At 69.1% G+C, this 26,015-nt stretch carries 28 protein-coding genes and 1 tRNA gene; 17 read left to right on the forward strand and 12 right to left on the reverse strand.

Annotated elements, in window-relative coordinates; all coding sequences use genetic code 11:
• Nucleotides 1-12 precede the first annotated feature (12 nt).
• Nucleotides 13-951: a mycothiol conjugate amidase Mca gene (mca, locus tag ABD209_RS18500; protein ID WP_344069271.1), complete on the forward strand. Its 939-nt coding sequence runs from the start codon at nt 13-15 to the stop codon at nt 949-951.
• Complete coding sequence (locus ABD209_RS18505) at nt 948-1,229, forward strand: hypothetical protein (protein WP_344069204.1); 282 nt, start codon at nt 948-950, stop codon at nt 1,227-1,229. Before mca ends, ABD209_RS18505 begins: the two co-directional genes overlap by 4 nt.
• A 135-nt stretch (nt 1,230-1,364) precedes the next feature.
• On the opposite strand, the gene ABD209_RS18510 is transcribed toward ABD209_RS18505, so the two are convergent.
• On the reverse strand, nt 1,365-2,126 hold the full coding sequence (locus ABD209_RS18510; RefSeq protein ID WP_324386628.1) for an isoprenyl transferase: 762 nt from the start codon (nt 2,124-2,126) through the stop codon (nt 1,365-1,367).
• 422 nt (nt 2,127-2,548) lie between these two features.
• Between ABD209_RS18510 and phoH2 the strand changes: the two genes are divergently transcribed.
• Nucleotides 2,549-3,874, forward strand: a complete 1,326-nt coding sequence (gene phoH2, locus ABD209_RS18515; RefSeq protein ID WP_344069207.1) for an RNA 5'-3' helicase PhoH2 — start codon at nt 2,549-2,551, stop codon at nt 3,872-3,874.
• 214 nt (nt 3,875-4,088) lie between these two features.
• Nucleotides 4,089-4,826 carry an aggregation-promoting factor C-terminal-like domain-containing protein gene (locus tag ABD209_RS18520; RefSeq protein WP_344069209.1) on the forward strand — a complete coding sequence of 246 codons (738 nt, stop codon included), beginning with the start codon at nt 4,089-4,091 and terminating at the stop codon, nt 4,824-4,826.
• 108 nt (nt 4,827-4,934) lie between these two features.
• Here the strand turns inward: ABD209_RS18520 and ABD209_RS18525 are convergent, their stop codons facing one another.
• Both ABD209_RS18525 and coaA read right to left on the reverse strand, forming a co-directional pair.
• A complete protein-coding gene (locus ABD209_RS18525) occupies nt 4,935-5,180 on the reverse strand; it encodes a hypothetical protein (RefSeq protein ID WP_344069211.1) in 246 nt (81 codons plus the stop codon).
• Nucleotides 5,181-5,184: 4 nt separating this feature from the next.
• On the reverse strand, nt 5,185-6,246 hold the full coding sequence (gene coaA / locus ABD209_RS18530) for a type I pantothenate kinase (protein ID WP_344069214.1): 1,062 nt from the start codon (nt 6,244-6,246) through the stop codon (nt 5,185-5,187).
• Here coaA and glmS point away from each other — a divergent pair.
• The 4 genes from glmS to pepN all read left to right on the forward strand — a co-directional run bounded on the left by glmS (nt 6,245) and on the right by pepN (nt 12,711).
• Entirely contained in the window at nt 6,245-8,104 is a 1,860-nt protein-coding gene (gene glmS, locus ABD209_RS18535; RefSeq protein WP_344069217.1) for a glutamine--fructose-6-phosphate transaminase (isomerizing), read from the forward strand. The genes coaA and glmS overlap by 2 nt on opposite strands.
• A gap of 7 nt (nt 8,105-8,111) precedes the next feature.
• Complete coding sequence (locus tag ABD209_RS18540; RefSeq protein ID WP_324386633.1) at nt 8,112-8,462, forward strand: holo-ACP synthase; 351 nt, start codon at nt 8,112-8,114, stop codon at nt 8,460-8,462.
• A gap of 133 nt (nt 8,463-8,595) precedes the next feature.
• Nucleotides 8,596-10,074 carry a bifunctional ADP-dependent NAD(P)H-hydrate dehydratase/NAD(P)H-hydrate epimerase gene (locus ABD209_RS18545; RefSeq protein WP_344069220.1) on the forward strand — a complete coding sequence of 493 codons (1,479 nt, stop codon included), beginning with the start codon at nt 8,596-8,598 and terminating at the stop codon, nt 10,072-10,074.
• Between the two features lie 168 nt (nt 10,075-10,242).
• Nucleotides 10,243-12,711, forward strand: coding sequence for an aminopeptidase N (gene pepN, locus ABD209_RS18550; RefSeq protein ID WP_344069223.1), 2,469 nt, complete (start codon nt 10,243-10,245; stop codon nt 12,709-12,711).
• 212 nt (nt 12,712-12,923) lie between these two features.
• Here pepN and ABD209_RS18555 read toward each other — a convergent pair whose 3' ends face one another.
• Genes ABD209_RS18555 through ABD209_RS18565 form a run of 3 tightly spaced genes read right to left on the reverse strand, consistent with a single transcriptional unit; the run spans nt 12,924 to nt 15,189 of the window.
• Nucleotides 12,924-13,907: an NADPH:quinone oxidoreductase family protein gene (locus tag ABD209_RS18555; protein ID WP_344069226.1), complete on the reverse strand. Its 984-nt coding sequence runs from the start codon at nt 13,905-13,907 to the stop codon at nt 12,924-12,926.
• Nucleotides 13,904-14,692 carry an SDR family NAD(P)-dependent oxidoreductase gene (locus tag ABD209_RS18560; RefSeq protein ID WP_344069229.1) on the reverse strand — a complete coding sequence of 263 codons (789 nt, stop codon included), beginning with the start codon at nt 14,690-14,692 and terminating at the stop codon, nt 13,904-13,906. Before ABD209_RS18560 ends, ABD209_RS18555 begins: the two co-directional genes overlap by 4 nt.
• Complete coding sequence (locus ABD209_RS18565) at nt 14,692-15,189, reverse strand: YajQ family cyclic di-GMP-binding protein (protein WP_344069232.1); 498 nt, start codon at nt 15,187-15,189, stop codon at nt 14,692-14,694. The genes ABD209_RS18560 and ABD209_RS18565 overlap by 1 nt, the downstream gene beginning before the upstream one ends.
• 78 nt (nt 15,190-15,267) lie before the next feature.
• Between ABD209_RS18565 and ABD209_RS18570 the strand changes: the two genes are divergently transcribed.
• Nucleotides 15,268-15,348, forward strand: a tRNA-Tyr gene (locus ABD209_RS18570).
• Nucleotides 15,349-15,475: 127 nt separating this feature from the next.
• Here ABD209_RS18570 and ABD209_RS18575 read toward each other — a convergent pair.
• On the reverse strand, nt 15,476-16,153 hold the full coding sequence (locus ABD209_RS18575) for a GOLPH3/VPS74 family protein (protein ID WP_344069235.1): 678 nt from the start codon (nt 16,151-16,153) through the stop codon (nt 15,476-15,478).
• A gap of 116 nt (nt 16,154-16,269) precedes the next feature.
• Between ABD209_RS18575 and ABD209_RS18580 the strand changes: the two genes are divergently transcribed.
• Both ABD209_RS18580 and ABD209_RS18585 read left to right on the forward strand, forming a co-directional pair.
• Nucleotides 16,270-16,434 (forward strand): hypothetical protein, encoded by a 165-nt coding sequence (locus ABD209_RS18580; protein WP_344069238.1) that lies wholly within the window; start codon nt 16,270-16,272, stop codon nt 16,432-16,434.
• Nucleotides 16,435-16,483: 49 nt separating this feature from the next.
• The gene (locus tag ABD209_RS18585; RefSeq protein WP_344069240.1) at nt 16,484-17,521 is read left to right on the forward strand and encodes a zinc-dependent alcohol dehydrogenase family protein; all 1,038 of its coding nucleotides are present in this window, start codon (nt 16,484-16,486) and stop codon (nt 17,519-17,521) included.
• Between the two features lie 3 nt (nt 17,522-17,524).
• On the opposite strand, the gene ABD209_RS19940 is transcribed toward ABD209_RS18585, so the two are convergent.
• From ABD209_RS19940 to ABD209_RS18595, 3 genes are read right to left on the reverse strand one after another with little or no spacing between them, the layout of a single operon-like run.
• On the reverse strand, nt 17,525-17,797 hold the full coding sequence (locus ABD209_RS19940; RefSeq protein ID WP_425564734.1) for a Wadjet anti-phage system protein JetD domain-containing protein: 273 nt from the start codon (nt 17,795-17,797) through the stop codon (nt 17,525-17,527).
• The gene (locus ABD209_RS18590; protein ID WP_344069273.1) at nt 17,724-18,344 is read right to left on the reverse strand and encodes a DUF3322 domain-containing protein; all 621 of its coding nucleotides are present in this window, start codon (nt 18,342-18,344) and stop codon (nt 17,724-17,726) included. Before ABD209_RS18590 ends, ABD209_RS19940 begins: the two co-directional genes overlap by 74 nt.
• Nucleotides 18,345-18,353: 9 nt before the next feature.
• Nucleotides 18,354-18,641, reverse strand: coding sequence for a hypothetical protein (locus tag ABD209_RS18595; RefSeq protein WP_344069242.1), 288 nt, complete (start codon nt 18,639-18,641; stop codon nt 18,354-18,356).
• A gap of 295 nt (nt 18,642-18,936) precedes the next feature.
• On the opposite strand from ABD209_RS18595, the gene ABD209_RS18600 reads away from it, so the two are divergent.
• Genes ABD209_RS18600 through ABD209_RS18610 form a run of 3 tightly spaced genes read left to right on the forward strand, consistent with a single transcriptional unit; the run spans nt 18,937 to nt 19,704 of the window.
• Nucleotides 18,937-19,362 (forward strand): hypothetical protein, encoded by a 426-nt coding sequence (locus ABD209_RS18600; RefSeq protein ID WP_324385966.1) that lies wholly within the window; start codon nt 18,937-18,939, stop codon nt 19,360-19,362.
• Nucleotides 19,355-19,519, forward strand: coding sequence for a hypothetical protein (locus ABD209_RS18605; RefSeq protein WP_324385965.1), 165 nt, complete (start codon nt 19,355-19,357; stop codon nt 19,517-19,519). Before ABD209_RS18600 ends, ABD209_RS18605 begins: the two co-directional genes overlap by 8 nt.
• Entirely contained in the window at nt 19,516-19,704 is a 189-nt protein-coding gene (locus tag ABD209_RS18610; RefSeq protein ID WP_324385964.1) for a hypothetical protein, read from the forward strand. Before ABD209_RS18605 ends, ABD209_RS18610 begins: the two co-directional genes overlap by 4 nt.
• Here the strand turns inward: ABD209_RS18610 and ABD209_RS18615 are convergent, their stop codons facing one another.
• Nucleotides 19,705-20,739, reverse strand: coding sequence for an SPFH domain-containing protein (locus ABD209_RS18615; RefSeq protein ID WP_344069245.1), 1,035 nt, complete (start codon nt 20,737-20,739; stop codon nt 19,705-19,707). It abuts the gene before it with no gap.
• A gap of 183 nt (nt 20,740-20,922) precedes the next feature.
• Nucleotides 20,923-22,614, reverse strand: a complete 1,692-nt coding sequence (locus tag ABD209_RS18620; RefSeq protein ID WP_344069248.1) for an AMP-binding protein — start codon at nt 22,612-22,614, stop codon at nt 20,923-20,925.
• A 178-nt stretch (nt 22,615-22,792) separates the two neighbouring features.
• Here ABD209_RS18620 and ABD209_RS18625 point away from each other — a divergent pair, with 178 nt between their 5' ends.
• The 3 genes from ABD209_RS18625 to ABD209_RS18635 are packed head-to-tail and all read left to right on the forward strand — an operon-like array spanning nt 22,793 to nt 25,933.
• Nucleotides 22,793-23,680 carry an AAA family ATPase gene (locus ABD209_RS18625; protein ID WP_344069251.1) on the forward strand — a complete coding sequence of 296 codons (888 nt, stop codon included), beginning with the start codon at nt 22,793-22,795 and terminating at the stop codon, nt 23,678-23,680.
• The gene (locus ABD209_RS18630) at nt 23,677-24,795 is read left to right on the forward strand and encodes a vWA domain-containing protein (RefSeq protein WP_324385960.1); all 1,119 of its coding nucleotides are present in this window, start codon (nt 23,677-23,679) and stop codon (nt 24,793-24,795) included. The genes ABD209_RS18625 and ABD209_RS18630 overlap by 4 nt, the downstream gene beginning before the upstream one ends.
• Nucleotides 24,788-25,933 carry an XdhC family protein gene (locus tag ABD209_RS18635; RefSeq protein WP_344069254.1) on the forward strand — a complete coding sequence of 382 codons (1,146 nt, stop codon included), beginning with the start codon at nt 24,788-24,790 and terminating at the stop codon, nt 25,931-25,933. Before ABD209_RS18630 ends, ABD209_RS18635 begins: the two co-directional genes overlap by 8 nt.
• Nucleotides 25,934-26,015: the final 82 nt, after the last annotated feature.

Here is a 26,015-nt window from a genome sequence, read left to right on the forward strand (position 1 = left end):
AAGAGGATTTCCATGGCCAAGGGCATGCGCCTGATGTGCGTGCACGCGCACCCCGACGACGAGTCGAGCAAGGGTGCCGCGACCATGGCGAAATATGTCGCCGCCGGCGCCGAAGTGTTGGTCGTCTCCTGCACCGGGGGCGAGCGTGGCGACATTCTCAACAAGAAGCTCGCCGACGACCCCGCGGTCCTGCGTGATCTGGCTCAGGTCCGCCGCGCCGAGATGGCGCGCGCGCAAGCCATCCTCGGTGTCGACCACCACTGGCTCGGATTCGTCGATTCCGGTCTGCCGGAAGGCGATCCGCTGCCCCCTTTGCCGGAGGGGTGCTTCGCGCTGGAGCCGCTGGAGATCCCTGTCGAAGCCCTCGTCCGCGAGATCCGCCGCTTCCGCCCGCACGTGATGACGACCTATGACGAGAACGGGGGCTACCCCCACCCCGACCACATCCGCTGCCACGACGTGTCGGCGGCCGCCTTCGTCGCCGCCGGCGACCCCGATGCCTTCCCCAGTGCCGGGCCCGCGTGGCAGCCCCTGAAGCTCTACTACAACGGCGGCTTCAGCCGCGCGCGCATCGAGACCTACCACGAGGCCCTCCTCGACCTCGGCGTGGAGAGCCCGTTTGCCGAGTGGCTGGAGCGCATGGACGGTCGCGTCGAGCGCACGGTCACCACCCGCATCGAATGCGCCGACTTCTTCGAGCAGCGCGACCAGGCGCTCCTCGCCCACGCGACCCAGATCGATCCGGACGGCTTCTTCTTTTCCGTCCCGCGCGAGGTGCAGCGTCAGGTCTGGCCCTTCGAGGATTACGAGATCGCCGCCTCCTATGTGCCCATCGCCGACGGCGAGGACGACCTCTTCGGTGGGCTCGACGCGGTCGCCGCGGCCGACGCGCTCGCGCTCGCCGCGACCGACCTGACCCTCGACCGCCGGGTCGCCCGGGTGCCCGCATGATCGCCGAGTTCGCCCTGGCCGGCGGTGAAGCGGACGGGAGCAGCGCCTCCAGCGGCTTCCTCGGCTTCGTCGTTTTCTTTGCTCTCGCGCTCGCCGTCTGGTTCCTCGTGCGCAATATGACCGGCCGCCTGCGCCGGATGAATTACGCCGAAACGCAACGCACCCAGGACGCCCCTGCCGAGCCGGACGACGCCACGGCCGCTGAGGCCGACGAGCGAGCCGGGGCGGCACCGGGCGCGGAGCCGGATCCAGACCAGCCGCCGCCGGAAGCCCCCTAGTTTCCTTCGTGCTGGGCCGTGTTACGCAACCACGGACCTTGGCCGGGCGTCGGTCGAACTGGTCGAGCGGCAGCGAGCCTTGGCCGGGCGTCAGTCGAGCTGGGCGAGCGTAGCGAGCGCCGTGCCTTCCGGGAGTTAACCGCCGAAGCGGCGGTGGCGCTCGGCATACGCGCGCAGGGCCCGCAGGAAGTCGACGCGGCGGAAGTCGGGCCAGTAGGCCTCGCAGAAGTAGAACTCGCTGTGGGCGCTCTGCCAGAGCATGAAGCCGGAGAGCCGCTGCTCGCCCGACGTGCGAATGACCAGATCGGGGTCGGGTTGGCCGCGGGTGTAGAGATTGGCACCGATGTCCTCGGCGGTGAGGGATTCGGCGACGTGTTCCAGGGTGGCGCCGGCGGCGGCGCGCTCGGCCAGCAGGGCGCGGACGGCGTCGGCGATCTCCTGGCGCCCGCCGTAGCCGACGGCGACATTGACGGTCATCCCCGTCACCGACTCGGTGGAGCGCTCAGCGGCCTTCAGCGCGGTTGCGGTGGCGGCCGGGAGCAGGTCGAGGGCCCCGACGGGGTGGATGCGCCAGCGGCCGGTGGCGGCGAGATCGGTGACGGCGTTCTCGATGATCGTCAGGAGAGGCGCGAGTTCACGTTCGGGACGCGCCAGGTTGTCGGTGGACAGCAGCCAGAGGGTCACGACCTCGACTCCCGCGTCCTCGCACCAGGTCAGGAAACCGGCGATATTGTCGGCGCCGGCCTGATGGCCGATCTTGGTGTCGGCCCCCCGGGCCGCGGCCCAGCGACGGTTCCCGTCGAGCATCACACCGATATGCCGCGGAAGTGCCTGCCGGTCCAGACCCCGAGCGACGTGGCGCTCGTAAGCGCCATAGATCAGGTCACCGAGCGACACCTGTGGCTGTTCTCCTGACGTATGAGGCGGCGGCCCGGTCAGGAGTACAGCAACCGTGGCCGGGTCCAACCGTAGCGCCGCGTCCGGTCTTGTCGCATGCGGACGCGGCGAAGAGTCGGCAGCAGTCGCCGGGCGGGCTCTCGCGCCGCCTGGAGCAACCCGTCCCGGCGTCACCACCCAGGCGGCCACCCGGGCGCCGCCAGGAATTCGCCAGCCGGCCGCGCGTGTCGTGCGCGGCACTTCCAACCGCCCGGCTTAGCGTGAAGCCCAAGCGGATCACCGGATCCGCCCGTGGGAGGCCAGACTTGCCGGAGCATCAGGCAGACGGGCCGGACCGGCCCGGATCGGGCCGCCCCCGGACCGCCACCTCGACCTAGGCGCGCCAGCGCCTGGCAACGGGCGTGCGCCGCAAGGAGATCCGTATGACCGCCAATGCCGGCGTCACGCTGACGGGGGAACAACGCCGCACCTATGTCATCGACACCTCGGTGCTCCTGTCGGATCCGAAAGCCCTGCTGCGCTTCAAGGAACACGAAGTCGTCGTGCCCGTTGTCGTCGTCACCGAACTCGAGGCCAAACGCCACCACCCAGAGCTCGGCTACTTTGCCCGGTCCGCCCTGCGTTTCCTCGACGATCTGCGCATTGCCCACGGCCGGCTCGATGCCCCGGTCGCGATCGGCGACGAGGGCGGCAGCCTCCGGGTCGAACTCAACCACACCGACCCTGATGTCCTTCCGGCCGGATTCCGCTTGGGGGACAACGACACTCGGATCCTCTCGGTAGCCGCCAATCTCGCCGGCGAGGGCTTCGCGGTCACGGTGGTCAGCAAGGACCTGCCGATGCGGGTCAAGGCGGCCTCGGTGGGCCTGGACGCGCAGGAATACCGCGCCGAGATGGCCATCGACTCCGGCTGGACCGGCTTTCGTGAACTCGACGTGCTCGCCGACGACATCGACACCCTCTACGACACCGGCCGGCTGGAGTCGGCGGACGCGGCGGAACTGCCCTGCCATACCGGCCTGAAACTGCTCTCGCCACGCGGCTCCGCACTCGGCCGGGTAGGCGCCGACAAGCAGGTGCGGCTCGTCCGCGGCGACCGCGATGCCTTCGGCTTGCACGGACGCAGCGCCGAGCAACGCATCGCCCTCGACCTGCTCCTCGATCCCGACATCGGCATCGTCTCCCTGGGCGGCCGAGCCGGCACCGGCAAGTCCGCGCTCGCCCTTTGCGCCGGTCTCGAGGCCGTGATGGAGCGCCGCGCCCACCGCAAGGTGATCGTCTTCCGTCCCCTCTATGCCGTGGGCGGCCAGGAACTCGGCTACCTCCCGGGGACCGAGAACGAGAAGATGGGCCCGTGGGCGCAGGCCGTCTTCGACACCCTCGGGGCGGTCGTCAATGCCGAGGTCGTCGAGGAAGTCCTGGCCCGCGGCATGCTCGAAGTCCTACCGCTGACGCACGTTCGCGGTCGTTCGCTGCACGACGCCTTCGTCATCGTCGACGAGGCGCAGTCCCTCGAGCGCAATGTCCTGCTCACCGTGCTGTCGCGGATCGGCCAGAACTCCAAGGTCGTGCTGACGCACGATGTCGCCCAGCGGGACAACCTGCGTGTCGGCCGGCACGACGGGGTTGCCGCGGTCATCGAGACCCTCAAGGGCCACCCGTTGTTCGCCCACATGACCTTGAGCCGGTCCGAGCGCAGCCCGATAGCCGCCCTGGTCACCGACCTCTTGGAGGGCATCGAGCCCTGACGCAGCACAGGGGAGGCAGCGCGAGATCAGCCGTCGCCGGGTCGTTCAATTTTGAACGACCCGGCGAAACGGGGTAAAGTATCGTTTTGATAACGACGCGCCCGCACTAGGTAGCGCGAACCTGGCCGCTGCGGCGCGGCCGAGCACCGTGGGCGGCCGGTCAAGGCGTGCGTCGAGCGGGGCTCACCGCCTGATCTCAAGGAACTCGATCCCCATGAGCAGTACCCATCTCACCCCTGCTGCACTGCGCCGGGCCCGTATGCTGCGCCGTCGCCGCGTGAGCGTCAGTGCGATCGCCGCCGGCCTCGCCGTCGGCGCCGGAGCCCTCGGCTTGGAGTTCGCTGGCGTCTCGCCCGTCTCGGCCCTCGGCACGACCTCTGCGGCCATGCCCGCCCCGACCGCCGGTCTGGCCTCACTGCTGGCCGACCGCGATGCCGATGCCGCTTCGCGCGCGGCCGAGCGCAGTGCCCTGCCGTCGGCCGTCGCGAAGGCCGGTGGTCAGCGTGAGGTATCCGTCCAGGAGCAGGTCGCGCAGATCGACCGGGCCCGCGCCGCGGATGCGGCCGAGCGGGCGGCGGCAAAGAAGGCTTCGGCGAAGAAGGGTGCGGCCAAGAAGGCAGCCGCCAAACGCCTCGCCGCAGCGCAGGCGAACCCGCAGGCCGCGGCCCAGCGCATCATGGGCGAATACGGCTTCGGCGCCGACCAATGGATCTGCCTCAAGCAACTGTGGATCGGCGAGAGCGGTTGGAACTACCGCGCCGCCAATGCCTCGTCGGGTGCCTACGGCATCCCGCAGGCCCTGCCCGGCAGCAAGATGGCCTCGGCCGGCGCCGATTGGCAGACCAACCCCGAGACGCAGATCCGCTGGGGCCTGGGCTATATCAAGGCGTCCTATGGCACGCCGTGCGGGGCGTTGAGCTTCTGGAACAGCCACTACCCGCACTGGTACTGATCCCCAGACGACGCCCGCCGCCCACTCGTTAGGGGCGGAGGCGCGTCTGGTTCTGCGAGCGCCACAAAGGGCCTAGTGACCCCGTCAGCGTCTCGGAGTGCCTCGCGATCAGGCGACCAGCACGAAGATCAGCGCGAGGATGAACCCGAGCAGGGCGCCGAACGCGATCAGCGCGTCCCGTCCCCCGTGACGCGGATACTCATCGAGTTCCAGCGCGCACATCATGCGCAGGCGCGGCGGTGCGGCGGGGTGCGGAGCCACCATCATGACCACCTCCAGGCCGGGGACACCCGTGGGGTGTCGTGGTGCCTTCACGCTACGCCCGAATCGGGGCACCGGGGTGGTCACGCCCACCTAGTCAGAGCTTGCGCAGGCTGATCCGCTCGACCCGGTGGTGCGGTCCCTTGGTCAGCACCAGCGTCGCCCGGCTCCGAGTCGGGCGCACGTTGTGCAACAAGTTCGGGCGGTTGATGCGCTGCCAGATGTCGAGCGCGGTGGCGCGTGCCTCGTCATCGGACAGCGCGGCATACCGGCGGAAGTAGCTGTCCGGATTGGCGAAGGCGGTCTGGCGCAAGCGCAGGAAGCGCTCGACATACCACTGTTCGATCAACTCGGCGTCGGCGTCGACATAGACCGAGAAATCGAAAAAGTCGCTGATGCTCAACGCATTTCGGCGCCGTGCGGTGCCATTGGGCGGTTGCAGGACGTTGAGGCCCTCGACGATCAGCACGTCGGGTCGGCGGACCACAACCGACTCGGCCGGCACGATGTCATAGACCAGATGCGAATACACCGGTGCCTGCACCTCGGGCGCACCCGACTTCACCTCCGCGAGGAAGCGGATGAGCGCGGCCCGGTCATACGATTCGGGGAAGCCCTTGCGCTGCAAGAGGTTACGTCGCACGAGTTCGGCGTTCGGCAGCAAGAAGCCGTCCGTCGTGACCAGGTCGACGCGCGGGGATTCCGGCCACCGCCGCAACATTTCCTGCAGCAGGCGCGCGGTCGTCGACTTGCCGACGGCCACCGAACCGGCGACGCCGATGACGAAGGGCGTCTTCTCCGGCCGCTCACCCAAGAAGCTCGCCGTCACCCCGTTGAGTCGCTTGGTGGCCGCCACGTAGAAGGTCAGCAGGCGCGAAAGCGGCAGATAGATCTGCTCGACCTCGGTCAGGTCGATGCGCTCACCGAGTCCGGCCAGCCGGGCCACGTCGGCGGCGGTCAGGGTCAGTGGTTGGTTCTCGCGCAGACGCGCCCAGTCGTCCCGGACCAGCTCCACATACGGAGAGGTGAGCACGGCATTGGTCACCCGCCCATTCTTGCCCACCGGCCCGTATGCCGTGGCGTGCCCCCCGCCCACGCCGCGCCCCCCGCGTGCCGCGCTCCGCAGGGCCCGGCCCGGAACCGTAGTCTTGGGGACCATGTGCGGAATCGTCGGATATGTCGGCCCCACCCTCGACGGCAAGGCTCTCGACGTCGTGATGGAGGGGCTGGCCCGGCTCGAATACCGCGGCTACGACTCGGCCGGCGTCGCCCTCGTCACGGATGAGGGCATTGAGACCGAGAAACGGGCCGGCAAACTGGAGAACCTGCGGGTCGCGCTCGACCTGCGCCCCCTCGATGACTCCCGGACCGCGATCGGGCATACGCGCTGGGCGACGCACGGCGGGCCCACCGACGGCAACGCACACCCGCACCGCGGAGGCGAGAATGACAAACTCGCCCTGATCCACAACGGGATCATCGAGAACTTCCACTCCCTCAAGCGCGAGTTGCTTGCCCAGGGCTGGACCTTTCTCAGCGAGACCGACACCGAGGTCGCCGCCAAGCTCGTCGGGCGCGAGTTCGACCGCACCGGCGACCTGACACAGGCCATGCTCGCGGCGGTGCAGCGGCTCGAAGGCGCCTTCACCTTGCTGGCGGTGCACGCGGATCAGCCCGGGGTCGTGGTCGGCGCACGGCGCAACAGCCCGCTCGTTGTGGGCCTCGGCGAGGGCGAGAACTTCCTCGGCTCGGATGTCGCCGCCTTCATCGGATACACCCGGCACGCGCTCGAGCTTGGCCAGGACCAGATCGTCACGATCACGCCCGACGGCTACGACGTCATCGGCTTCGACGGCGCGCCGGCCGAGGGCACGCACTACGAGGTCACCTGGGACGCCGCGGCCGCCGAGAAGGGCGGCTACGCGACGTTCATGGAGAAGGAGATCAACGAGCAGCCGCATGCAGTCGCCGACACGCTCCTCGGGCGCACCGACGAGAGCGGCCGGCTGGTGCTCGATGAGTTGCGCATCAGCGAGGAGCAGATGCGCGCCGTCGACAAAATCGTCGTCGTCGCCTGCGGCACCGCGGCGTATGCCGGCATGGTCGCCAAATATGCCATCGAACACTGGGCGCGCATCCCCGTCGAGGTCGCACTCGCCCACGAGTTCCGCTATGCCGACCCGGTCGTCGACGAGCGCACCCTGGTCGTCTCGATCAGTCAGTCCGGCGAGACCATGGACACGCTGATGGCGGTCAAGCACGCGAACGACCTTGGGGCGCTGACGATTTCGGTCTGCAACACGCATGGATCGACCATCCCCCGCGAGTCCGACGCGGTGCTCTACACCCACGCCGGGCCGGAGATCGCCGTGGCGTCCACCAAAGCCTTCCTCGCCCAGATCACCGCCTGCTACATCCTCGGGCTCTATCTTGCGCAGCTGCGCGGCGGCACCTATGCCGACGACGCGGCCTCGGTCATGCACGAGTTGCAGGATATCCCGGCCAAGATCAGCGACTTGCTCGGCCGGATGGATCGCGTCAAGGAGATCGCGCGCTTCATGGCCGACACCCGCTCGGTGCTCTTCCTCGGGCGCAATGTGGGCTTCCCCGTCGCGATGGAGGGGGCGCTCAAACTCAAGGAACTGGCATACATCCATGCCGAAGGGTTCGCTGCCGGCGAGCTCAAGCACGGCCCGATTGCGCTGATCGACGCTGGCCAGCCCGTCTTCATCATCGTGCCCTCGCCCGACACGCCGCACGAGTTGCACAAGAAAGTCGTCTCCAACATTCAGGAGATCCGGGCCAGGGGTGCGCGCACTCTGGTCATTGCCGTCGACGGCGACGAGGACGTCGTGCCCTTCGCCGACGAGGTCATCCGCGTGCCCAAGTGTTCGCCGCTGCTGCAGCCCTTGCTGACCGTCGTGCCGCTGCAGGTCTTCGCCTTGCAGCTGTCGACGGCCAAGGGCCTAGACGTCGACCAGCCGCGTAATCTCGCCAAGTCCGTCACGGTGGAGTGACCCGGCGGTGATCATCGGCGTGGGCATCGATGTCGTCGACGTGGCCCGCTTCGGTGAAACCCTGGAGCGGACCCCGCGGCTGCGCGACCGGCTCTTCGCCGACCCGGAGCGCGGGCTGCCGCTGAACTCGCTCGCCGCCCGCTTCGCCGCGAAAGAGGCCTTCGCCAAGGCCCTCGGCGCCCCGGTCGGTCTCGACTGGCACGATGCCGTCGTCCACCGCGGCCCCGACCGCCGGCCACACTTCGAGGTCGCCGGCACCGTCGCTGCCCGGGTCGCCCAACTCGGCATCACCAGCATCCACCTCTCGATCTCCCACGATGCCGGCATCGCCTCGGCCGTGGTCGTCTGCGAGGGTTGACCTCGGGCCGGCCTCAGCATTCCCCCGCGATGCCACAAGGCAGATGTTCGCAACGGAAGGCGTCCCGTGCGAATGAGGGGTTTGTGGCATCGGGCGGAAAAGCTGCCCTGGGCCCCGACCGGAAGGAGCGCTCATGATCTCGGCGTATGCCGTTGCCGATGTCTATGCCGTCGAGCGGGCGGCGATGGCCGAACTCGCCGAAGGTGAGCTGATGGCGCGCGCCGTCAGCGGACTCGCCGAGGTCGCGCGGCTGCGCCTGCGCGAGCGCGGCGGCCGGCGCGTGGTTGCCCTGGTCGGGCCGGGCAACAACGGCGCCGATGCCCTGTATGCCGTGTCCGCCCTCGCCGCCGACGGCTACCTCTCCGCGGCCGTGCACCTCGACGGGCAGGTCCACGACGGCGCCCGGCGGGCCACCGAGAAGTCCGGTGTGGTCCTCGCCGCCGGACCTGGCGACGGCGTGCCCGGCGCGTCGGTCGCCGCCATGGTCGGCGAGGCCGACCTCGTTCTCGACGGCATCCTCGGGATCGGCGGGCGTGCCGGGCTGCCCACCTTTGCCCGGCCGTGGGTCGAGGCCATCGGTCCGGGCGCCTATGTCCTGGCCGTCGACCTTCCCTCCGGCCAGGACCCGGCCGGCCTGGTGCTGGACCCCGACGGCGTCTTCGCCGACGAGACGGTCACCTTCTCCGCGCCCAAGCCGGTGCACCTCCTGCCCGCCACAGAACTAGCATGCGGACTGCTCACCGTCATCGACATCGGCCTGGACTTCGATGGCGTTGCCGCGTCGGTCCGTCGGTTGGACCGCACGGATGTGGCGCGGCTCTGGCCGATCCCGGGGCCGCGCGACGACAAGTACTCTCGTGGTGTGGTCGGCATCATCGCGGGCGGCGAAAACTATACGGGTGCAGCGATATTGGCCACCACGTCGGCCGCGTGTTCCGGTGCGGGCATGATCCGTTATGTCGGCACGCCCACCTCGACATCGCTCGTCCGAGCGGCCGTCCCCGAGGCCGTCCATGGCGTGGGTCAGGTGCAGGCGTGGGTGGTCGGCCCCGGTCTCGACGTCGCCTCGCGCGCGGCCGGTGCCAAGGCCCAACTCGATGCCGCGCGCGCCGCCATTGAGTCCGACCTGCCCGTCGTCCTCGACGCGGGCGGCCTCGACCTGCTCAGGGGTCCCCGCTCGGCGCCCACCTTGCTGAGCCCCCACGCGGGGGAGTGCGCCCGACTGCTGACTCGACTGACCGGCGACGACGTGGCCCGGGCAGACGTCGAGGCGGCACCCGTGGCCCACGCCGCCCGGCTGGCCGACGCCACCGGGGCCACGGTCCTGCTCAAGGGTTCGACGACGCTGGTCATCGGGCCCGAGGCGAGTGGGCCGGCATACAGCCAGAACGACGCGCCCGCGTGGCTCGCCACTGCGGGGGCCGGCGACGTGCTCGCCGGCCTGCTCGGCACCTTGGTCGCCGCCGGACTTCCCGTCGACGTCGCGGGCGCACTCGGGGCCCTGGTCCACGGGTGCGCGGCCGAGGCGGCCAACCCGGGCGGACCGGTGCGCGCCCTCGACGTCGCGCACGCCCTACCGGTCACGATCGCCCGGCTCCTCCCCGTGACCTAAGAAGGATCACCAAACCACGTACGGACAGCGGTGCCCGCGCAGATTCGGAGCTGGGTCCCAGGCTCTGCGGGGGCCGAACTTCGGGGGGTGTCCTCGGCCATCCCGCCCCGTGCCAATTCACCTGCTCCAACCCCGGACCTCGGCAGCCCACTCGGGCAGGATGGGCGTATGCCGAGCCTGACGCGCGCCGAGTCGCATGAGCGTGCCCACGCCATCCGCGTCACCGAGATGCGTGTCGAGTTGGATCTCGACCAGGGCCCTACCCACTTCGCCTCGCGCACCGAGATCCACTTCGAGGCGAGCGCGGAGTCCACTTTCGTCGACCTCGCCGCCACAACGGTTCATGCCATCACCCTGGGCGGCGTACCCCTCGACCCCGCGTCGGTGCGCGAGCGTCGCCTGACTCTCACCGGTCTCGGGCCGAGCAATGTCCTGGTGGTCGACACCACGATGGCGTTCAGCAGGGACGGCCAGGGCCTGCACCGCAGCGTGGACCCGGCCGACGGTGAGGCCTATGTCTACGGACACGTGTTCCTCGATGCGGCACCGACCGTCTTCGCCTGCTTCGACCAGCCCGACCTCAAGGCCCCGTATGCCGTGTCGGTCCGCACTCCGCACCACTGGCGCGTGCTCGGCAACGGGCACGCCACTCAAACCGCGCCCGGGCAATGGGAGCTGGCCCGGACCGCGCCGTTGGCGACCTACTTCGTGACCGTGTGCGCGGGTCCTTGGGCCAGCGCCGAGCGTGAGCACCGCGGCCTCCCGCTCGGGATCCACGCACGCCGCTCTCTTGCGGATCCCCTTGCCAGACAAGCGGATCAGCTATTGGACGTCACAGCCGCCTTCATGGACTACTTCCAGGAGCTCTTCGGAATCGGCTACCCCTTCGGCGACTACCACCAGGTGTTCTGCCCTGAGTTCAATGCCGGTGCCATGGAGAACCCCGGGTGCGTCACCATCCGCGACAACTATCTCTTCCGGGGCGCGGCGACCGACGACGAGCTGCTCACGCGGACCAACACCATCGCCCACGAGATGGCCCATATGTGGTTCGGCGACCTGGTGACGATGAAATGGTGGGACGACCTGTGGCTCAACGAGTCTTTCGCAGAGTATCTCGCCCACCGTGCGTGCAGCACCGTCATGAACTCCGATGCCACCTGGATCGACTCCACCATGGCTCGGGCCCTGTGGGGGCACTCGGCCGAACGGTCGCCGTCCACGCACCCGGTCGCGGGCTCGCCCGCGCCGGACGCGCAGTCGGCCCTGAACAATTTCGACGGCATCTCCTATGCCAAGGGCGCCGCCGTCCTGCGTCAACTGATCGCCCATATCGGCGACGCGGCCTTCGTCGCCGGCGTGCGGGATCACCTGCGCGCCAACGCCTTCGGCAATAGTGATCTGGCCGGGTTCCTCGCCTCGGTCGAGCGAGCTGCGGACACCGACCTGAGCGGCTGGAGCAACGCCTGGCTGGAAACGGCCGGCATGGACACCGTGCATGCCCACCAGGACACCGGACGGGTGACCCGGACGATCCCCGCGGACCATCCCAAGGTGAGCCGGCCGCATACCTTCGACATCGCCGGCTTCGACGCGGACCGCGAGGTCTTTCGCGTGCGCGGGACGGTGGCGAAGGCAACGACCCGATGGCCCGCGCTGCAGGAAGCGCCGCGGGCGGCGATGGTCATCCCGAACGCCAGCGACCTGACCTGGGCGGTCACCGGATTCGAGCCGGAAACCCTGGCCAACCTCCCCCTGGGGCTCGCAAGCATCCCGGACACGCACGCCCGCGCGGTCGCCTGGTTGGCGCTGATCGACGGGATGCACCTAGGCACGATCGACCCGCGGACCATCCTGGACACCTTCAGCCACGCGTGGCCGGTGGAAGTCAACGACTCGATCCGTAACCGCGTCGGGACGCATGTGGTAGACCGCGTCATCCCGAATTTTGTTGTGCCACAGGATCAGCGGGCGGCAGAATCAGCCGTCGCCGACGCCGCGCAACGCCTCATCGACGGTGCCGATTCGCGCGGTGGTCGCTTGATCGGTGCCCGGGTTGTCGCGCAGACGACAGCCGATGTGGCCCTGCTCGGGTCCTGGTTGGCGGGGACCGGATTGCCGCCGGGCCTCGCGGACGACTCGGACTTCCGCTGGCTCGTCGTGCGGGCCCTCGCGCGCCTCGACGCGATCGACGACGACGACATCGACATGCTGCGCGCGCAGGACGCCACGCTCACCGGCGATCATGCGGCACTGGCCGCGCGAGCCACGCGCCCCAGTGCCGCGACCAAGCGGTGGGCCTGGGCCGAACTGACCGCCACCGGTGAACGCTCGAACTACGAGCGCAATGCCCTCGCAGGGGCCTTCTGGGTCGGTGACCGAGATCTGTTGCGGCCCTATGTCGAGCGCTACTTCGCCGACATCCCGGCGCTGGGCGCGCATCTCGGCGAGGACGCCCTCGGCATGGTCGCGACCTTGGCCTATCCCTTGCGGGTGGTCGAGCCGGCGACCCTGGAGATGAGTCAGCACGCGTTGGCGGACGACCGGCTCAGCCCCGCCCTGCGACGGGCAATCGTGGATGCGCAGGCGAAGCTCGATGCGGCCCTGACGTCACAGGCGCGCTTCGCGTCGCCCTGACCAAACACCTGATTCCCACCGCACCCGCTTCAGCCCCGTCGACAGGCCGGTTCAGCCCCGTCGACAGGCCGGTTCAGCCCCGTCGAGAGGCCGGTTCAGCCCCGTCGAGAGGCCGGTTCAGCCCCGTCTGGGTCCCAGACTCTGCGTGGGCGCGGCCGATCCGGCCTCGCGGAATCCCAGCCGTCCGGAGAACAGCCGGTCGCCCCGGGCGATCAGGGCACGACGACGATCCGGCCGATGCTCTCGCCGTCGCCAACCGCCGTCACCGCTGCGGGCACCTCGTCCAGCCCGACCTTGCGGCCCACGAGCGGCGTGATCGCTCCGGCGCTGACTAGCTTGGTCAACTCGACATGACAAGCGGCGACGGCGGCCGGGTCGAGGGCGTTGTAGAGACCCCAGTGCAGACCGAGGATCGAATAGTTCTTGATCAACGCGTGATTCAGGCCGGGCGCCGGGACGACGCCGCTGGCGAAGCCGACGACGACGATCCGACCCTCGAACGCGATCGTCTTGGCCGAGACGTCATAGGCCGTTCCGCCCACCGGGTCGTAGACGACGTCGACGCCGCGTCCGTCGGTGGCCGCCTTGATCGCTGGGATCAGGTCGTCCGCGGTCCGGTCCAGCACCACATCACACCCGAGTTCCGCTGCGACAGCGGCTTTTTCGGAGCCACCCACGATGCCGATCACCCGCGCGCCCGCGGCCTTGCCCAGCTGCACCGCGGCACTGCCGACCCCGCCGGCTGCAGCGTGCACGAGGAGCGTCTCGCCCGGTTGCAGGTGGGCACGCCGGTGCAGGCCGAACCAGCCGGTTTGATAGGCGATGTGCAGGCCGGATGCGGCCGCGTCGTCGAGCCCGGTGGGTGCCGGCTGCGCCAGTGCCGCATTCATCAGGGCTTCCTCGGCGAAGGCCCCGGCCGGCAGGTCTGCCGTGCCGACGAGCCGGTCCCCGACGGCGTAGCGCGCGACGCCGTCCCCGACAGCCAGGACCTCACCGCACAACTCCACCCCGGGCGTGTAGGGATAGGGCGGCTGCACTTGGTACTGGCCGCGGGCCATCATCACGTCGGGGTAATTGACCGCTGCGGCAAGGACTTTCACGCGCACTTGCCCGTGTCCGGGTGCCGGCGAGTCCACTTCGTCGAGTCGGTAGACATCGGCCGCGTCACCGGCCCGGTCGATCCGCCACGCCCTCATGTGTTCTGCTCCTTGAGTTGGTCGAATCCGGCCTGCAAACGGCGCATGCCGCGCAGCCACGCATCGGTGTCGGATGCCCGCCGCCGATAGAACTCCGCGACCTGTGCGTGAGGCAGGATCAGGAAGCGATCGTCCTGCATCGCCTCCCAGACCAACTCGGCCACCGCCTCCGGGGTCAGCGCGCCCTGGGCCGACAACAGGTCGCGCAACTCGCCCGCCTGGTCGAGCATCGCGGTCTGTACGCCCTGCGGGCAGAGGGCTTGGACGACGATTCCCTTGTCCCCGTAGGTGATCGAGAGCCATTCGGCGAAGGCAACCGCCGCGTGCTTGGAAACCGAATACGGTGCAGCGCCGATCATCGACAACAGACCAGCCGCGCTGGCCGTGACGACGAAACGCCCGTGCCCCCGCTCCACCCAGGCGGGCATGAGCAGCCGCGCCGCCCGCACGTGCGCCATGACGTTGACGTCGAGGGTCTGCGCCCACACCTCGTCCGGCGTCTCGAGGCCGGCCCCGCCGATGACCCCCGCGTTGGCGAAGTAGGCGTCGATCTCGCCCAGATGCGCCGTCGCCTCTTCGATGACCCGCTCCACGCCGTATGCCGTGGCGGCGTCCGCGGGTACGGCATACGTCCCGAGGCGGTCGGCGATCGCCGCGAGACCGGACTCGTCGCGGTCCGTGGCGACAACGCTGGCGCCTTCGGCCACGAGCTTCGCCGCGAGCGCGGCACCGATGCCACCCGCGGCGCCGGTGACGACGGCGCGCAGCGGGGCGTCTGCTGCCATCAGCGGTAGTTGGTGAAGGTCAGCGCCACGTCGAGGTCGCTGTGTTCGCGCAGCAGACGCTGGATCGCCTGCAGGTCGTCACGGGACTTGCTGGAGACGCGTAGCTCGTCGCCGTGGATCTGGGACTTGACGCCCTTGGGGCCCTCGTCGCGGATGATCTTGTTGATCTTCTTGGCGTTCTCGGCGCTGATGCCTTCCTTGAGGGGAACGTCGAGCTTGTATTCCTTACCCGACAGGCGCGGGCCAGCCTCGGGCACGTCCAAGTGCTTCAACGAGACGCCGCGCTTGATCAGCCAGGTCTGGACGACATCGAGGATCGCCTTGACGCGCTCCTCCGAGTCCGCCTGCATCTTGATGACCTCGCCGACGAGCTCGACGGACGCGCCGACATTCTTGAAGTCATAGCGGTTGCCGACCTCCTTCGCCGCGGTATTGACCGCATTCGCGACCTCCTGCTTGTCGAACTTGCTGACGACATCCATGCTGGCGTCGGCCATGGCGGCACCTCTTCCTAGGTCGCGGGATCTGCAGTTTCGCGCTGGGGCGATCGGCTTGCTATCCTTCCATGCGCACCCGGCAGGTTGTCCGAGCGGCCAATGGAAGCGGACTGTAAATCCGTCGCGAAAGCTACGAAGGTTCGAATCCTTCACCTGCCACCCTGTGCACGAATGGCCCTTGGCCTGCGGAAACGCCGGTCAAGGGCCATTCGCGTCCGATGGTCAGCGCGCCAGGGTTATGCGCAGAGCGCCGCGGCTGACTGCCTTGGCAACCGGCAGGCGTGGATCACGCCCCGCCGGCAGCCGCAGCGCTCGCCCCGGCCGACGCGATGACCTGCTCGATCGCCGCCTTGACCGCGGTGCTGGTGATCTCCTGCTTGGCGATCCGCTTCGCCGCCCGCTTGGCGGCCTTGGGATCGGTCTCCGGAGAAAGCACCGTGGTCAAGGTCCGCGTGGCCAGCAGCATCGCGATCAGGATGGCCGTCCGCTGATCCGTCGAGGCGCCCAGGAGAGCCGCATTGACGCGGGCCCGAACCTCGGCCTCGGGTCCAGGGTCGCGCTCCGGGTAGTGCGCCACGGGAAAGATGCCGAGCGCCTTGTGTCGTTCCTGGCCGAGGATGCCAGCAGCGACGAGCCGGCCGGCCACGAGGTCGATGAAGTGCTTGCCGGTCTTGCCGTTCGCCCAACGCTGGACGATCGAGTTGGCGCTTTTGCCGGCCCGCTTCTGGACCTCGAGCAAGGCCTCATCAAGAATCCGGTCCTCGGTCGTGCGATCCAGCAGGACGGTGACCTTGTCCCGCTCCCGCCAGCCAAGGTCGTGCGGCGCGATCGCGATCCGTTCGCGCACAACAAGTTCCACGAGGAGAGCACCGGGGATGGCCGCGCGCATCTGCAGACTGCCGGTCTTCGCCTTGCCGGTGCGCTCGTCGTGGGCGAGCAGGAAGAATTCCTCGGCGATCAACATAGGGGAACCGTATTTCCGCTGCGTCACCGGCGCCAGCGAACGCTCAGGATTCGACCGGCCGGGTATCACCGCCGCGGCCGCTGCCTCTGTTGTCGCAACCGACCCGAGGGGGAGCCATGTGGGATCTCACTGCACAGAACGCCGTTCATCTCAGCCACGACCGGCCCTGCCTCGACTGCGGCCACGCCGAGCACACCTACCTGCCGTGCGATGCGCAGTGTGGGTGCGAGCGCTCGCCGGTCCCGGGCTACTACCCGGAGTCGGAGTTGGCCGTCGCCTGATTCGGACGCTTCTTGCGCATCGACGCCCTTGCGGGCAAGGCTGGTTCGCATGCGCGCCGTCGTCTATGAACAAGCCAATGTCGTCGTCGTCCGGGGCTGGGCCGACCCCGAACCTGGCCCGGGCGAGGTGCTGCTGCGGCCGGTCCTGACGGGGGTGTGCGGCACCGACCACCACCTCCTTGCCGGGGGTTTCATGGCGACTTATCCGCTCATCCCGGGCCACGAGATCGTTGCCGAGGTCGTCGCGCACGGCCCCGAGGTCGACCCCGCGAGCGTCGCGCGCGTCGCACCTGGCTCTCTCGTCGCCGTCGACAACGCGGACGTCTGCCGTTCGTGCGAGTACTGCCGCCGCGGCCGGCCGCTGTATTGCCGCAACTTCCGTTCGCTCGGATGCAATGCGCCGGGCGGGTTCGCCGAACTGATGGTGGCACCGGCCCGGAAGTGCTTCGCTCTGGCCGGGATCGGCCCAGAAGTCGCCGTGCTGACCGAGCCACTGGCCTGCGCGATGCATGGCGCCGACATGCTCGCGCTCACGCCGGGTTCGGACGTGCTCGTGCTCGGCGCGGGGCCCACCGGGATGCTGCTCGCCCAACTGCTCCTGCACGGCGGGGCAGCGCGGATCACCGTCGCCGCGCCGAGTCCGCACAAACTCGAGCTGGCTGGGGCTTTCGGTGCCGACGAGACAGTGCTGCTGCCGAGGGCGGGTCAGGACGCGGCATACGAGAAGCTGAAAGCATTGGCGCCCAGCGGTTTCGATGTCGTCGTCGAGGCCACGGGAGCCCCCGACGTCCTGTCGCGGTGCACCGGACTTGTGGGCATGGGCGGCACGGTGATGGTCTACGGGATGGCGGACGCCGATGCGATGGTGCCCTTCTCGCCCTACGACATTTTCGCGAGGGAACTGACGATCAAGGGGTCGTTCGCGCAGATCGACTGCTTCGACCGGGCGATCCTCGCGCTGCAGACCGGGCGGGTGCGCACCGAGGGCATCGTGACCCACAGCTTCGGCCTCGGTGACTTCGAGCAGGCCCTGGGCGCAACCCGGCTACCCGGCGCCGTCAAGGCCGTCGTCGACCCCCAGCGCTGACTCCTACTCTGCGCGACCCTCCATCCCGCCGCGCCGGGCATCAGTCCCAGAGCGCAGCCAATGCAGTGCCTGCCCAAGGCCAGGCGATGCGTTCTTTTGTTCCAGCCGAACTGCTGGGCCGAGGACGTCTTCGACCAGGTCGTCATAGAGTGCGCCCTCGGCGCCCGTCAGGTGCGCGAGGCGCGCGCGGGTCGGTGTGGGCTCACGACCCCACCGCTCTCGATGTTCGAGGAGGGTCGCGCGATCCATCAGGATCGACCCGGTCTGCGGGACCAGGCCGCGAAGGAGGCTGAGCGTGGCGAAGCCATGGGTGTCGAGATCGCCCCAGAGCCAGACGACCGGGGCCGTCGCGGACCCACGGGATCCGGCCGAGGCGGCCGACGGAGTAGCCCGCGCCCCAGATCACCACCGATTCCGGAGGGATCGGCGCGCTCAGATAGGTGACTTCGTTCTCGATGACGAGCACCCTCTGGACGCTGACGCGCAATCGCGTGGTCTCCTCAGCACGCAGGCCGATCTCGCTGACGCCGTCGAGGCCGGCGAAACCCTCGGCGACCCGCATTCGGATCGGTGGCCGTGGTTCGGCAAAGCCATAACGGGGCGCAAAGCCGGCCGCCCGGGAATGCGTGGCGTCGATTCGAGCGGCCGGTAGGAGCGCGGAAAGGAGGTCGCGGTGGGTGGCGACAAACTTGGTGTCGACGCCAGGGGCCTCGATCTCCCTGAGGTAGCGATGTTGACCCGCATTCGCGCGCAACCAGCAGAGGGCGGCCAGCACCTCTGTCCAACTCGCCTCGGCTGCCAGGGCACGCAGCGGGTGGTCGATGACCCAGGGCTAGAGGTCCGGCATCTCGGCGCGGGTTTCGGCCAGTAGCCCCTCCGCCCGCGACCTGCGCGACCACTCCCAGCAACACCCACGCCTGCTCCGAGCGGGCCACGACCGCTCGGCTAACGCGATCACAATGACGGGGGCCAGGTCGTGGCGGCTGCCCTGGCGGGAGCGGGCATCGGGGATGGTGGACAGCACCTCCCACACGGCGACCGGAACCTCCATCCCGGGATGGACATCGTGGTCGGTCAGGGCGTTGGCGGTCGGGATGAACGAGGATACGGGTGCGGGCACGAGCGTCTCCGTTCGGAACGCAATGGACGTCAAGCACCCACCACGATCCACGGCCGCTCGTGCCCGCCAAGTTGTACATCCGGTTTGTCACATCACTATGCAGGCACGCCGCACACCTGGAAATGAATCAGCCTTGGCCGGCCCATGGTGATCCGCGCCGGTGCGCCCCCCCGGAGTCAGCGCATTCCCGTTGGCTGCGCAGCCCGGATTCGACGAGTCCCTCTATTAAGGGACTTCTCCCGCGAGAAATTTCCGTTCTACCGTTGAGCGAAGCGTCAAGCGAAAGGAGTAGCGTATGGCAGCCAAGCACAAGAATCAGCACGCGGGCCTCAAGGTCCGGACTTCTGTTCCGGCGGGTTCGGTCGCTGAAATGGCCAGGTCGACCGGCGAGTTGGTCAAATCCTCCATCCCCGGTCGACCGTTTGTCCGATTCGAAGGGTCGGCGCCTGGGCGCCTGCTGTTCTCGGTCCGGAGTATGGGTGGGCACATGGAACTGATGTCCTTCCATCTCGATGTGCGAGAAGCTGAAGGCGCCTCGCACGCGGAGACCGGGATCGATGGGTTCAAGACCACCCAGTCGACCGTCATGTTCATCCCGGTAGGGCCGAAGACCCTGGTCGGGTACCCCGAATACAAGCGCTTCAACGCGAAACTGCTCGAAGGGCTCCGCGCCCAGGACCCGAGCGCGTCGGGAACCTTTGTCGAGCGTCCCAATGGGTGAGGCCCTTGGTTACATCGTCGTCGTGGCGCTCGTCATTCTCGGGGTGGTCGGCACCTTGGCCTTCTGGTCGGATGGCAGTTTCAAGAAGGATCGGCCCGAGCCGAGTATGGATGCCTTCTACGCCGAAAAGAACGACCAGGGCGGGCCGAGAGCGTGACGACATCACCGCGAAAGTCCGCTCCGCTTCCTGCCGTTCTCTTCTTTGTCGGCGCGGCAATCTTTGTGGGCTGCCTCGTCAAACTGGCACTGGGCTTCTACACCTCGGACCTGGCTTGGATCATCCCCGTCCTGCTGCTCGGTGCCGCTCTGGCCGCCCTTGGCCAAAAGCTCGGCGACCGCTGACTACGGGGTCGACGGACTGGGGGCGACGACCGAGCCGCCATAGGTCGGCTGGTAGGGGTTGAGACCGTTCTGGATCGCCAGCCAGTTGTTGTATTCCTTCGCGCTGCCGAAGGGCTTCATCTGGGCGGCCTTGATCTCCGCCTCCAGGCGCGCGATGCGGGCCTCGGCCTCCTTCTGCGCGACCTGGGCGTCCGCCGCAGCTTCTGCGGCCTTGGCGTCCGCAACGGCGCGAGCCTCGGTGGTCTCGGCGTCCGCGACCGCCTTCGCCTTGGCGGCCGCAGCCTGCGCCCGTCCGGCCTCCTCGTCGGCGAGCGCCTGCACCAGCGCCTCCGACGGCGTCGGCTGCTGGATGAGCGCGGAGAAGCCCTGGAAGAACTCGTCCTCGCCCGGCATCTTCTGCTGGATGAGCGTCGCCAGCTGCTCGTTGACGGTCCGGTTCATCTCGTCCTTGATGGTCGGGTCCGCGTAGAGCTCCTTCCATGTGTACTTCTTGGCCACCCGGTCCAGCGTCGCGTCCAGCGCCGGCGCGAAGTAGAGGTCGAGCATCCGCTGCCAGCCGTCGTTGGTCTCGGACCACTCGTCCGAGGTGGTGTAGAACGCGTGGTAGCGGTTGCCGATCGCGTCGTGGAATCGGGTCAGCACGGTGCAGTTGACGTTGAGCGTGAACTCCACCGAGCCGGGCACCTCCAAAGTCTGGAAGTCCTTCGAGACCACCGAGAAGGCCGAGTGATCGGCTCCCTCACCACCGGTGAAGTTGTAGGTGCGCTGCGACGCGGGGTACCAGAAGTACTTGTCGCCGGGCCGGCGCAGCTCGCGGGAGTTCGCGGCCACGCAGCCCTTGGAGTTCGGGGCCTCGATGATCCCGCCGCCCTTGTGAACCGCGACCTCGTCGGCCGGCGACGCGACGGTGCGCACCAGCCGGGTCATGCTGATCAGCACGGCCAACGCCACACCGACCACGATGACGGCCTTGACCAGCCCCCCGACGCCGCTCAGCCGGCCCTTCGCCGTGCTCGACCCGGTGTTTGTTGCCATGTCTGATACCCCTCCGAAATGTCCGTATGCCGTGGCCTCCCGCCGCGGCGCCGCGCCGGACTCGCTCCGGACCGGATGCGGCCCGGAGATCTCCAGCGCGTTGGCGGCCGAGACCGACTCGGCCGCAGGTGCGACGAGTCTGCCAGGTCGTTCGGTTCCGTCCGGCCTCGGCCGATCAGCGGGTCAGGCCTTGAGTTCGGGGAACATCTCCTCGCGCCACTCGCCGTCGATCGCCGTCGCGGCGTCCTCCTCGCGCTGGCGCAACTCCACGCGGCGGATTTTGCCCGAGACCGTCTTGGGCAAGTCCGAGAACTCCAGGCGCCGGATGCGCTGGAAGGGCGCCAGGTGCTCGCGGCAGTACGTCATGATCGACAGCGCGGTCTCGCGGGTGGGTTCGTGCCCGGCGACGAGCACGACATACGCCTTGGGGACGGCCAGCCGAACCGGGTCGGGCGCCGGCACCACGGCGGCCTCGGCCACCGCGGGGTGCTCGATCAGCATCGACTCCAACTCGAACGGGCTGATCTTGTAGTCGCTGGCTTTGAAGACGTCATCGGTCCGACCCACATAGGTGATGTAGCCGTCCGCGTCCATTGCCGCGATATCGCCCGTGTGGTAGTAGCCGCCGGCCATGGCGGCGGAGTTGCGCAACTCATCGCCCTGATAGCCGGTCATCAGCCCCAGCGGTCGGTCCTCGAGGGCGAGGCAGATCTCGCCCTCGCCGGTCGTCGGCTCATTGCTCAGCGGGTCGACCAGGACCACGGGCATGCCGGGCAGTGGGCGACCCATCGACCCTGGTTTGACCACCGATCCGGGCGTATTGCCGATCTGGGCGGTGGTCTCGGTCTGGCCGTAGCCGTCGCGCAGGGTCAGTCCCCAGTGCTTCTGGACCTGGGCGATGATCTCGGGGTTGAGCGGCTCGCCCGCCCCGATCACCTCACGCAGATTGCCCGGCCCGCCCGAGAGATCGGCGTTGATGAGCATCCGCCACACCGTCGGCGGGGCGCAGAAGGACGTCACGTGCTCGGTCCGCAACTGCTCCAGCAAGGCGGCCGGATCGAAGCGCGAATAGTTGTAGACGAAGATCGTCGCCTCGGCGATCCACGGCGCGAAGAAGAGCGACCATGCGTGCTTGGCCCAGCCCGGGCTGGAGATGTTGAGGTGCACGTCGCCGGGCCGCAACCCCAGCCAGTACATCGTCGACATATGCCCGAGCGGATAGCTCTGCTGCGTGTGCTCCACCAGCTTCGGCCGGCTCGTCGTGCCGCTGGTGAAGTAGAGCAGCAGCCGATCCGTGGGGACCGTGCCCGGGTGCGCGGCCGGCTCCGCCGCCTGCTCGTATGCCGTGCAGAGGTTCTCCCAGCCGCTCACCTCGCCGACGCTGACCCGCAGATAGTCGCCGTCGATGCCGTCGAATTTGGCCGTGTCGGCGGGGTTGCAGACCACGACCTTGACCGCGCCGCGATCGAGGCGGTCGCGCAGGTCCGCCGGCCCGAGCGCCGTGGTCGTCGGCATGATGACCGCACCCCGCTTCATCACCCCGAGCATCACGCTCCACAGCTCGACCTGGTTGCCGAGCATCACGATCACCGAGTCGCCCTTGCCGACGCCATGACCGGCCAGCCACTCGGCTACCTGATCGGACTCGACCGCGAGTTGGTCGAAGCTGCGCTCGGTGCGGCTGCCGTCCTCCTCGACGATGATCAGCGCGGGCTTGTCAGTGCCGCGCGCGATGACGTCGAACCAATCGCTCGCCCAATTCCACGGCCCGCGAAGATTGGGCCAGGCGAAGTCACGGACGGCGGCGTCGCGATCCCCCCGGAGGGCGAGCAAAAGGTCACGTGCAGCGCGATAGTCGGAAGTCGTCGTCGACATCGGACCTGCTTCCCCGGTCGGGTCGGTTCATCGTCACCCCCCACTGTGCCAGCACCCGCCGACAAGCGCGTCGTGTGCTCCGACACAAGGACCACGGGCAGGCCCGGCAGGGGGCCATGCCAACAACCGCAAGCACCCACGCAACCGCACCCGCCTCTGGGTGCGCAATGCTGGCCTCATGAAGCCGGCCACCTACCCAACCGACGCCGACGCGCTCGCGAAGGCCCTCGGGCATACGGGCTATGTCTGCGACCGCGATCTGGCGACGGTCGCGTGGCTCGGACTGCGCCTGGGCCGCCCGCTGCTGCTCGAAGGTGAGCCTGGCACCGGCAAGACCGCGCTCGCCGAAGCTCTCGCCCACGCCTTGGACCTGCCGCTCATCCGGCTGCAGTGCTATGAGGGGATCGACGCGACCCAGGCCCTCTACGACTGGGACTTCGCCCGGCAGATCCTCCACCTTCGGGCGCTGGAATCCGTTGGCGGACAACAGAATCTCGACGACGTCGAGAGCGGCCTCTTCGACGCGCGCTATCTACTCCAACGCCCTATTCTTCGGGCACTGCGCGCCGCCCCATGCGTCCTGCTGATCGACGAGATCGATCGCGCCGACGACGAGTTCGAGGCCTTCCTGCTGGAGGTGCTCTCGACTTGGCAGGTGACCATTCCCGAGCTCGGCACCATCGCAGCGAGCACTCCGCCTCTTGCGGTCCTGACCTCCAATCGCACGCGCGAGCTCCACGACGCCCTCAAGCGCCGCTGTCTCTATCACTGGATCGAGCACCCTTCGCTCGCAAGGGAACTCGCCATCCTGCACAGTCGCGCGCCCGAGATTGCCGACACCCTCGCGACTCAGGTCGTCACCGCGGTCCAGCAGATCCGCTACGAACCGGCCCTCGTCAAGCCCCCCGGCGTCGCCGAAACGCTCGACTGGGCCCGTGCGCTGCATACGCTCGGCGCCCACGAACTCGACATGGAGACCGCCGGCGCCACCCTCGGCGCTGCCGTCAAATACCGCGAGGACGCGGAGCGCGTCCGAGCAGCCCTGGATCGGATCCTGGGCGGATGACTGCGGTGCCGGACAGCGCGGTGCACGCCCCGGAGGCGATCCTCCTCGGCTTCGCCCGGGCCCTACGCGCGGCCGGCGTTCCCGTCACGACCGATCGGGAACGCACTTTCCTCGACGCCGTCGCGGCCGTGGGCCTGAGCGACGAGCGCGGCGTCTATGTCGCGGGGCGGGCCACGCTGTGCGCTGCCCCGGACGACCTCGAGCGCTTCGACCAGGTGTATGCCGCGTGGTTCGGCGGCGAGATCGCAACCTGGCGCTCGCCCAACCGCCCCCGTCGACCGCGTGCCCAAGCGGGGCTGGAAGAGGGGGGCGACGGCGCGAGCGGTGACGGCGACGACGAGGCGCTGACCGCCTCCACGAGTCGCGTCGAGGTGCTTCGGCACCGCGATATCGCCACCCTGACGCAGCGCGAAAAGCGAGACCTGGCAGCGCTTTTCGCCGGAATCCCGGTGCGACAGCCGATGCGCGCCTCGCCCCGGCGACGCTCCGCACCACGCGGCCGGATTGACGCGCACGCCACCTTGCGCGACCAATTGCGCCGGATGGGCGAGCCCGGCCGCCTGCGTTGGCGACGCCGCACCCGCCGGCCGCGCCGGGTCGTCCTGCTCATCGATATCTCCGGCTCGATGAACCCGTATGCCGATTCCCTCCTGCGCCTGGCCCATCGCCTCGTGCACGGCCTCGCGCGCGTCGACGTCTTCACCCTCGGCACCCGCCTGACCCAGGTCACGCGCGCGCTCGCCACCCGCGATCCCGACCGGGCACTCATCGCCGCCGGCGAGGTGGTCCCGGACTGGTCGGGCGGGACCCGGCTCGGCGACAACCTCGCGGTCTTCCTCGACCGGTGGGGACGACGCGGCCTGGCCCGAGGCGCGATCGTCGTCGTCTTCAGCGACGGCTGGGAGCGCGATGCCCCCGGCACACTCGGTGAACAAATGCGTCGCCTGCGTGCGCTCGCCCATCGGGTGATCTGGGTCAACCCGCATCGCGGCAAGGCGGGCTACGCTCCCGTGCAAGCCGGTATGGCTGCCGCCCTGCCGCACGTGGACGACTTCCTCGCCGGCCATTCGCTCGCAACCTTCACGCGGCTGACGGAGGTGATCGCTCATGCGTGACGTGCTGGACGACTTGCGCGCGCGGTGGGAGATGGGGGAGAAGGTCGGCCTGGCCACGGTCGTCGCCACCTTCCGTTCGGCACCCCGCGCGCCGGGTGCGGCCATGCTCGTCGGCCCAGACGACGCCGTCGTCGGTTCGGTCTCCGGCGGGTGTGTCGAGGGCGCGGTCTACGAGCTCGCCAAGACCGTGGTCGAGACGGATTCGCCTGTGCTGCAACGCTATGGGGTGTCCGACGACGACGCCTTAGCGGTGGGACTGACGTGTGGCGGCATCCTCGACATCTTCGTCGAAGCCGTCTCGCAAGAGGCCTTCCCCGAGCTCGGCGAGGTCGCCGACGCCATCACCGCGGGCGAGCCGATCGCCGTCGCGACCATCGTCGCCCACCCGCAACCCGAGCGCATCGGACGTCGCGTCCTGGTCCGCCCCGCGGATGGGAGCGGCCAGGAGGAGGGGAGCGAACGGCGTACGGGACTGTGGTCGGCACGCGCCGACGATGCGGTCCGTGAGGACGCGCGCGGCCTGCTCGCCGCCGGCCGCAGTGACACCCTCGAATACGGCCCCGACGGCGAGCGGCGCGGCGAGGGCATGCGGGTCTTCGTCAACTCCTTCGCTCCCAAGCCGCGGATGTTCGTCTTCGGCGCCATCGACTTCGCGGCGGCGGTGGCGCGGATCGGCTCTTTCCTCGGCTACGCCGTCACGGTGTGCGACGCGCGGCCGATCTTCGCCACTCACAGCCGCTTCCCCGAGGCCGACGAGGTGATCGTCGATTGGCCGCACCGCTATCTCGCCGCGCAGGTCGCCGCGGGCGCGGTCGATCCGCGCAGTGTCGTCTGCGTGCTCACCCACGACCCGAAGTTCGATGTCCCCGTCCTCGAGCTGGCGCTGCGCCTGGACCTGGCGTACGTCGGTGCGATGGGGTCGAGGCGCACCCACGACGACCGCTTGGCGCGGCTGCGCGAGGCTGGACTGACCGACGCCGAGCTGGCCCACCTCTCCAGCCCGATCGGCCTCGACCTCGGCGCCCGGACGCCGGAGGAGACCGCGGTCAGCATCGCCGCGGAGATCATCGCCCTGCGGTGGGGGGGCGCCGGCGAGCGACTGCAAGGCACCGCGGGACCCATCCACCACGGCGGCTGAGCGGCCCGCTCCCGAGCGGCGCGTGATCGCGCACCGGTGTGAGCCACGCCACTAGGGTGGGGTGACTCATGCACGGAAAGGG

Source organism: Nostocoides vanveenii (assembly GCF_039531165.1).
GTDB classification, from domain to species: domain Bacteria; phylum Actinomycetota; class Actinomycetes; order Actinomycetales; family Dermatophilaceae; genus Nostocoides_A; species Nostocoides_A vanveenii.

Excerpts from the sequence above, each read along its gene's own strand:
- mca (WP_344069271.1), top strand. The coding sequence starts at position 13 with ATGGCCAAGGGCATGCGCCTGATGTGCGTGCACGCGCACCCCGACGAC.
- ABD209_RS18505 (WP_344069204.1), top strand. The coding sequence starts at position 948 with ATGATCGCCGAGTTCGCCCTGGCCGGCGGTGAAGCGGACGGGAGCAGC.
- phoH2 (WP_344069207.1), top strand. The coding sequence starts at position 2,549 with ATGACCGCCAATGCCGGCGTCACGCTGACGGGGGAACAACGCCGCACC.
- ABD209_RS18520 (WP_344069209.1), top strand. The coding sequence starts at position 4,089 with ATGAGCAGTACCCATCTCACCCCTGCTGCACTGCGCCGGGCCCGTATG.
- glmS (WP_344069217.1), top strand. The coding sequence starts at position 6,245 with ATGTGCGGAATCGTCGGATATGTCGGCCCCACCCTCGACGGCAAGGCT.
- coaA (WP_344069214.1), bottom strand. The coding sequence starts at position 6,246 with ATGGTCCCCAAGACTACGGTTCCGGGCCGGGCCCTGCGGAGCGCGGCA.
- ABD209_RS18545 (WP_344069220.1), top strand. The coding sequence starts at position 8,596 with ATGATCTCGGCGTATGCCGTTGCCGATGTCTATGCCGTCGAGCGGGCG.
- pepN (WP_344069223.1), top strand. The coding sequence starts at position 10,243 with ATGCCGAGCCTGACGCGCGCCGAGTCGCATGAGCGTGCCCACGCCATC.
- ABD209_RS18555 (WP_344069226.1), bottom strand. The coding sequence starts at position 13,907 with ATGAGGGCGTGGCGGATCGACCGGGCCGGTGACGCGGCCGATGTCTAC.
- ABD209_RS18560 (WP_344069229.1), bottom strand. The coding sequence starts at position 14,692 with ATGGCAGCAGACGCCCCGCTGCGCGCCGTCGTCACCGGCGCCGCGGGT.
- ABD209_RS18565 (WP_344069232.1), bottom strand. The coding sequence starts at position 15,189 with ATGGCCGACGCCAGCATGGATGTCGTCAGCAAGTTCGACAAGCAGGAG.
- ABD209_RS18575 (WP_344069235.1), bottom strand. The coding sequence starts at position 16,153 with ATGTTGATCGCCGAGGAATTCTTCCTGCTCGCCCACGACGAGCGCACC.
- ABD209_RS18580 (WP_344069238.1), top strand. The coding sequence starts at position 16,270 with ATGTGGGATCTCACTGCACAGAACGCCGTTCATCTCAGCCACGACCGG.
- ABD209_RS18585 (WP_344069240.1), top strand. The coding sequence starts at position 16,484 with ATGCGCGCCGTCGTCTATGAACAAGCCAATGTCGTCGTCGTCCGGGGC.
- ABD209_RS18600 (WP_324385966.1), top strand. The coding sequence starts at position 18,937 with ATGGCAGCCAAGCACAAGAATCAGCACGCGGGCCTCAAGGTCCGGACT.
- ABD209_RS18605 (WP_324385965.1), top strand. The coding sequence starts at position 19,355 with ATGGGTGAGGCCCTTGGTTACATCGTCGTCGTGGCGCTCGTCATTCTC.
- ABD209_RS18615 (WP_344069245.1), bottom strand. The coding sequence starts at position 20,739 with ATGGCAACAAACACCGGGTCGAGCACGGCGAAGGGCCGGCTGAGCGGC.
- ABD209_RS18620 (WP_344069248.1), bottom strand. The coding sequence starts at position 22,614 with ATGTCGACGACGACTTCCGACTATCGCGCTGCACGTGACCTTTTGCTC.
- ABD209_RS18625 (WP_344069251.1), top strand. The coding sequence starts at position 22,793 with ATGAAGCCGGCCACCTACCCAACCGACGCCGACGCGCTCGCGAAGGCC.
- ABD209_RS18630 (WP_324385960.1), top strand. The coding sequence starts at position 23,677 with ATGACTGCGGTGCCGGACAGCGCGGTGCACGCCCCGGAGGCGATCCTC.
- ABD209_RS18635 (WP_344069254.1), top strand. The coding sequence starts at position 24,788 with ATGCGTGACGTGCTGGACGACTTGCGCGCGCGGTGGGAGATGGGGGAG.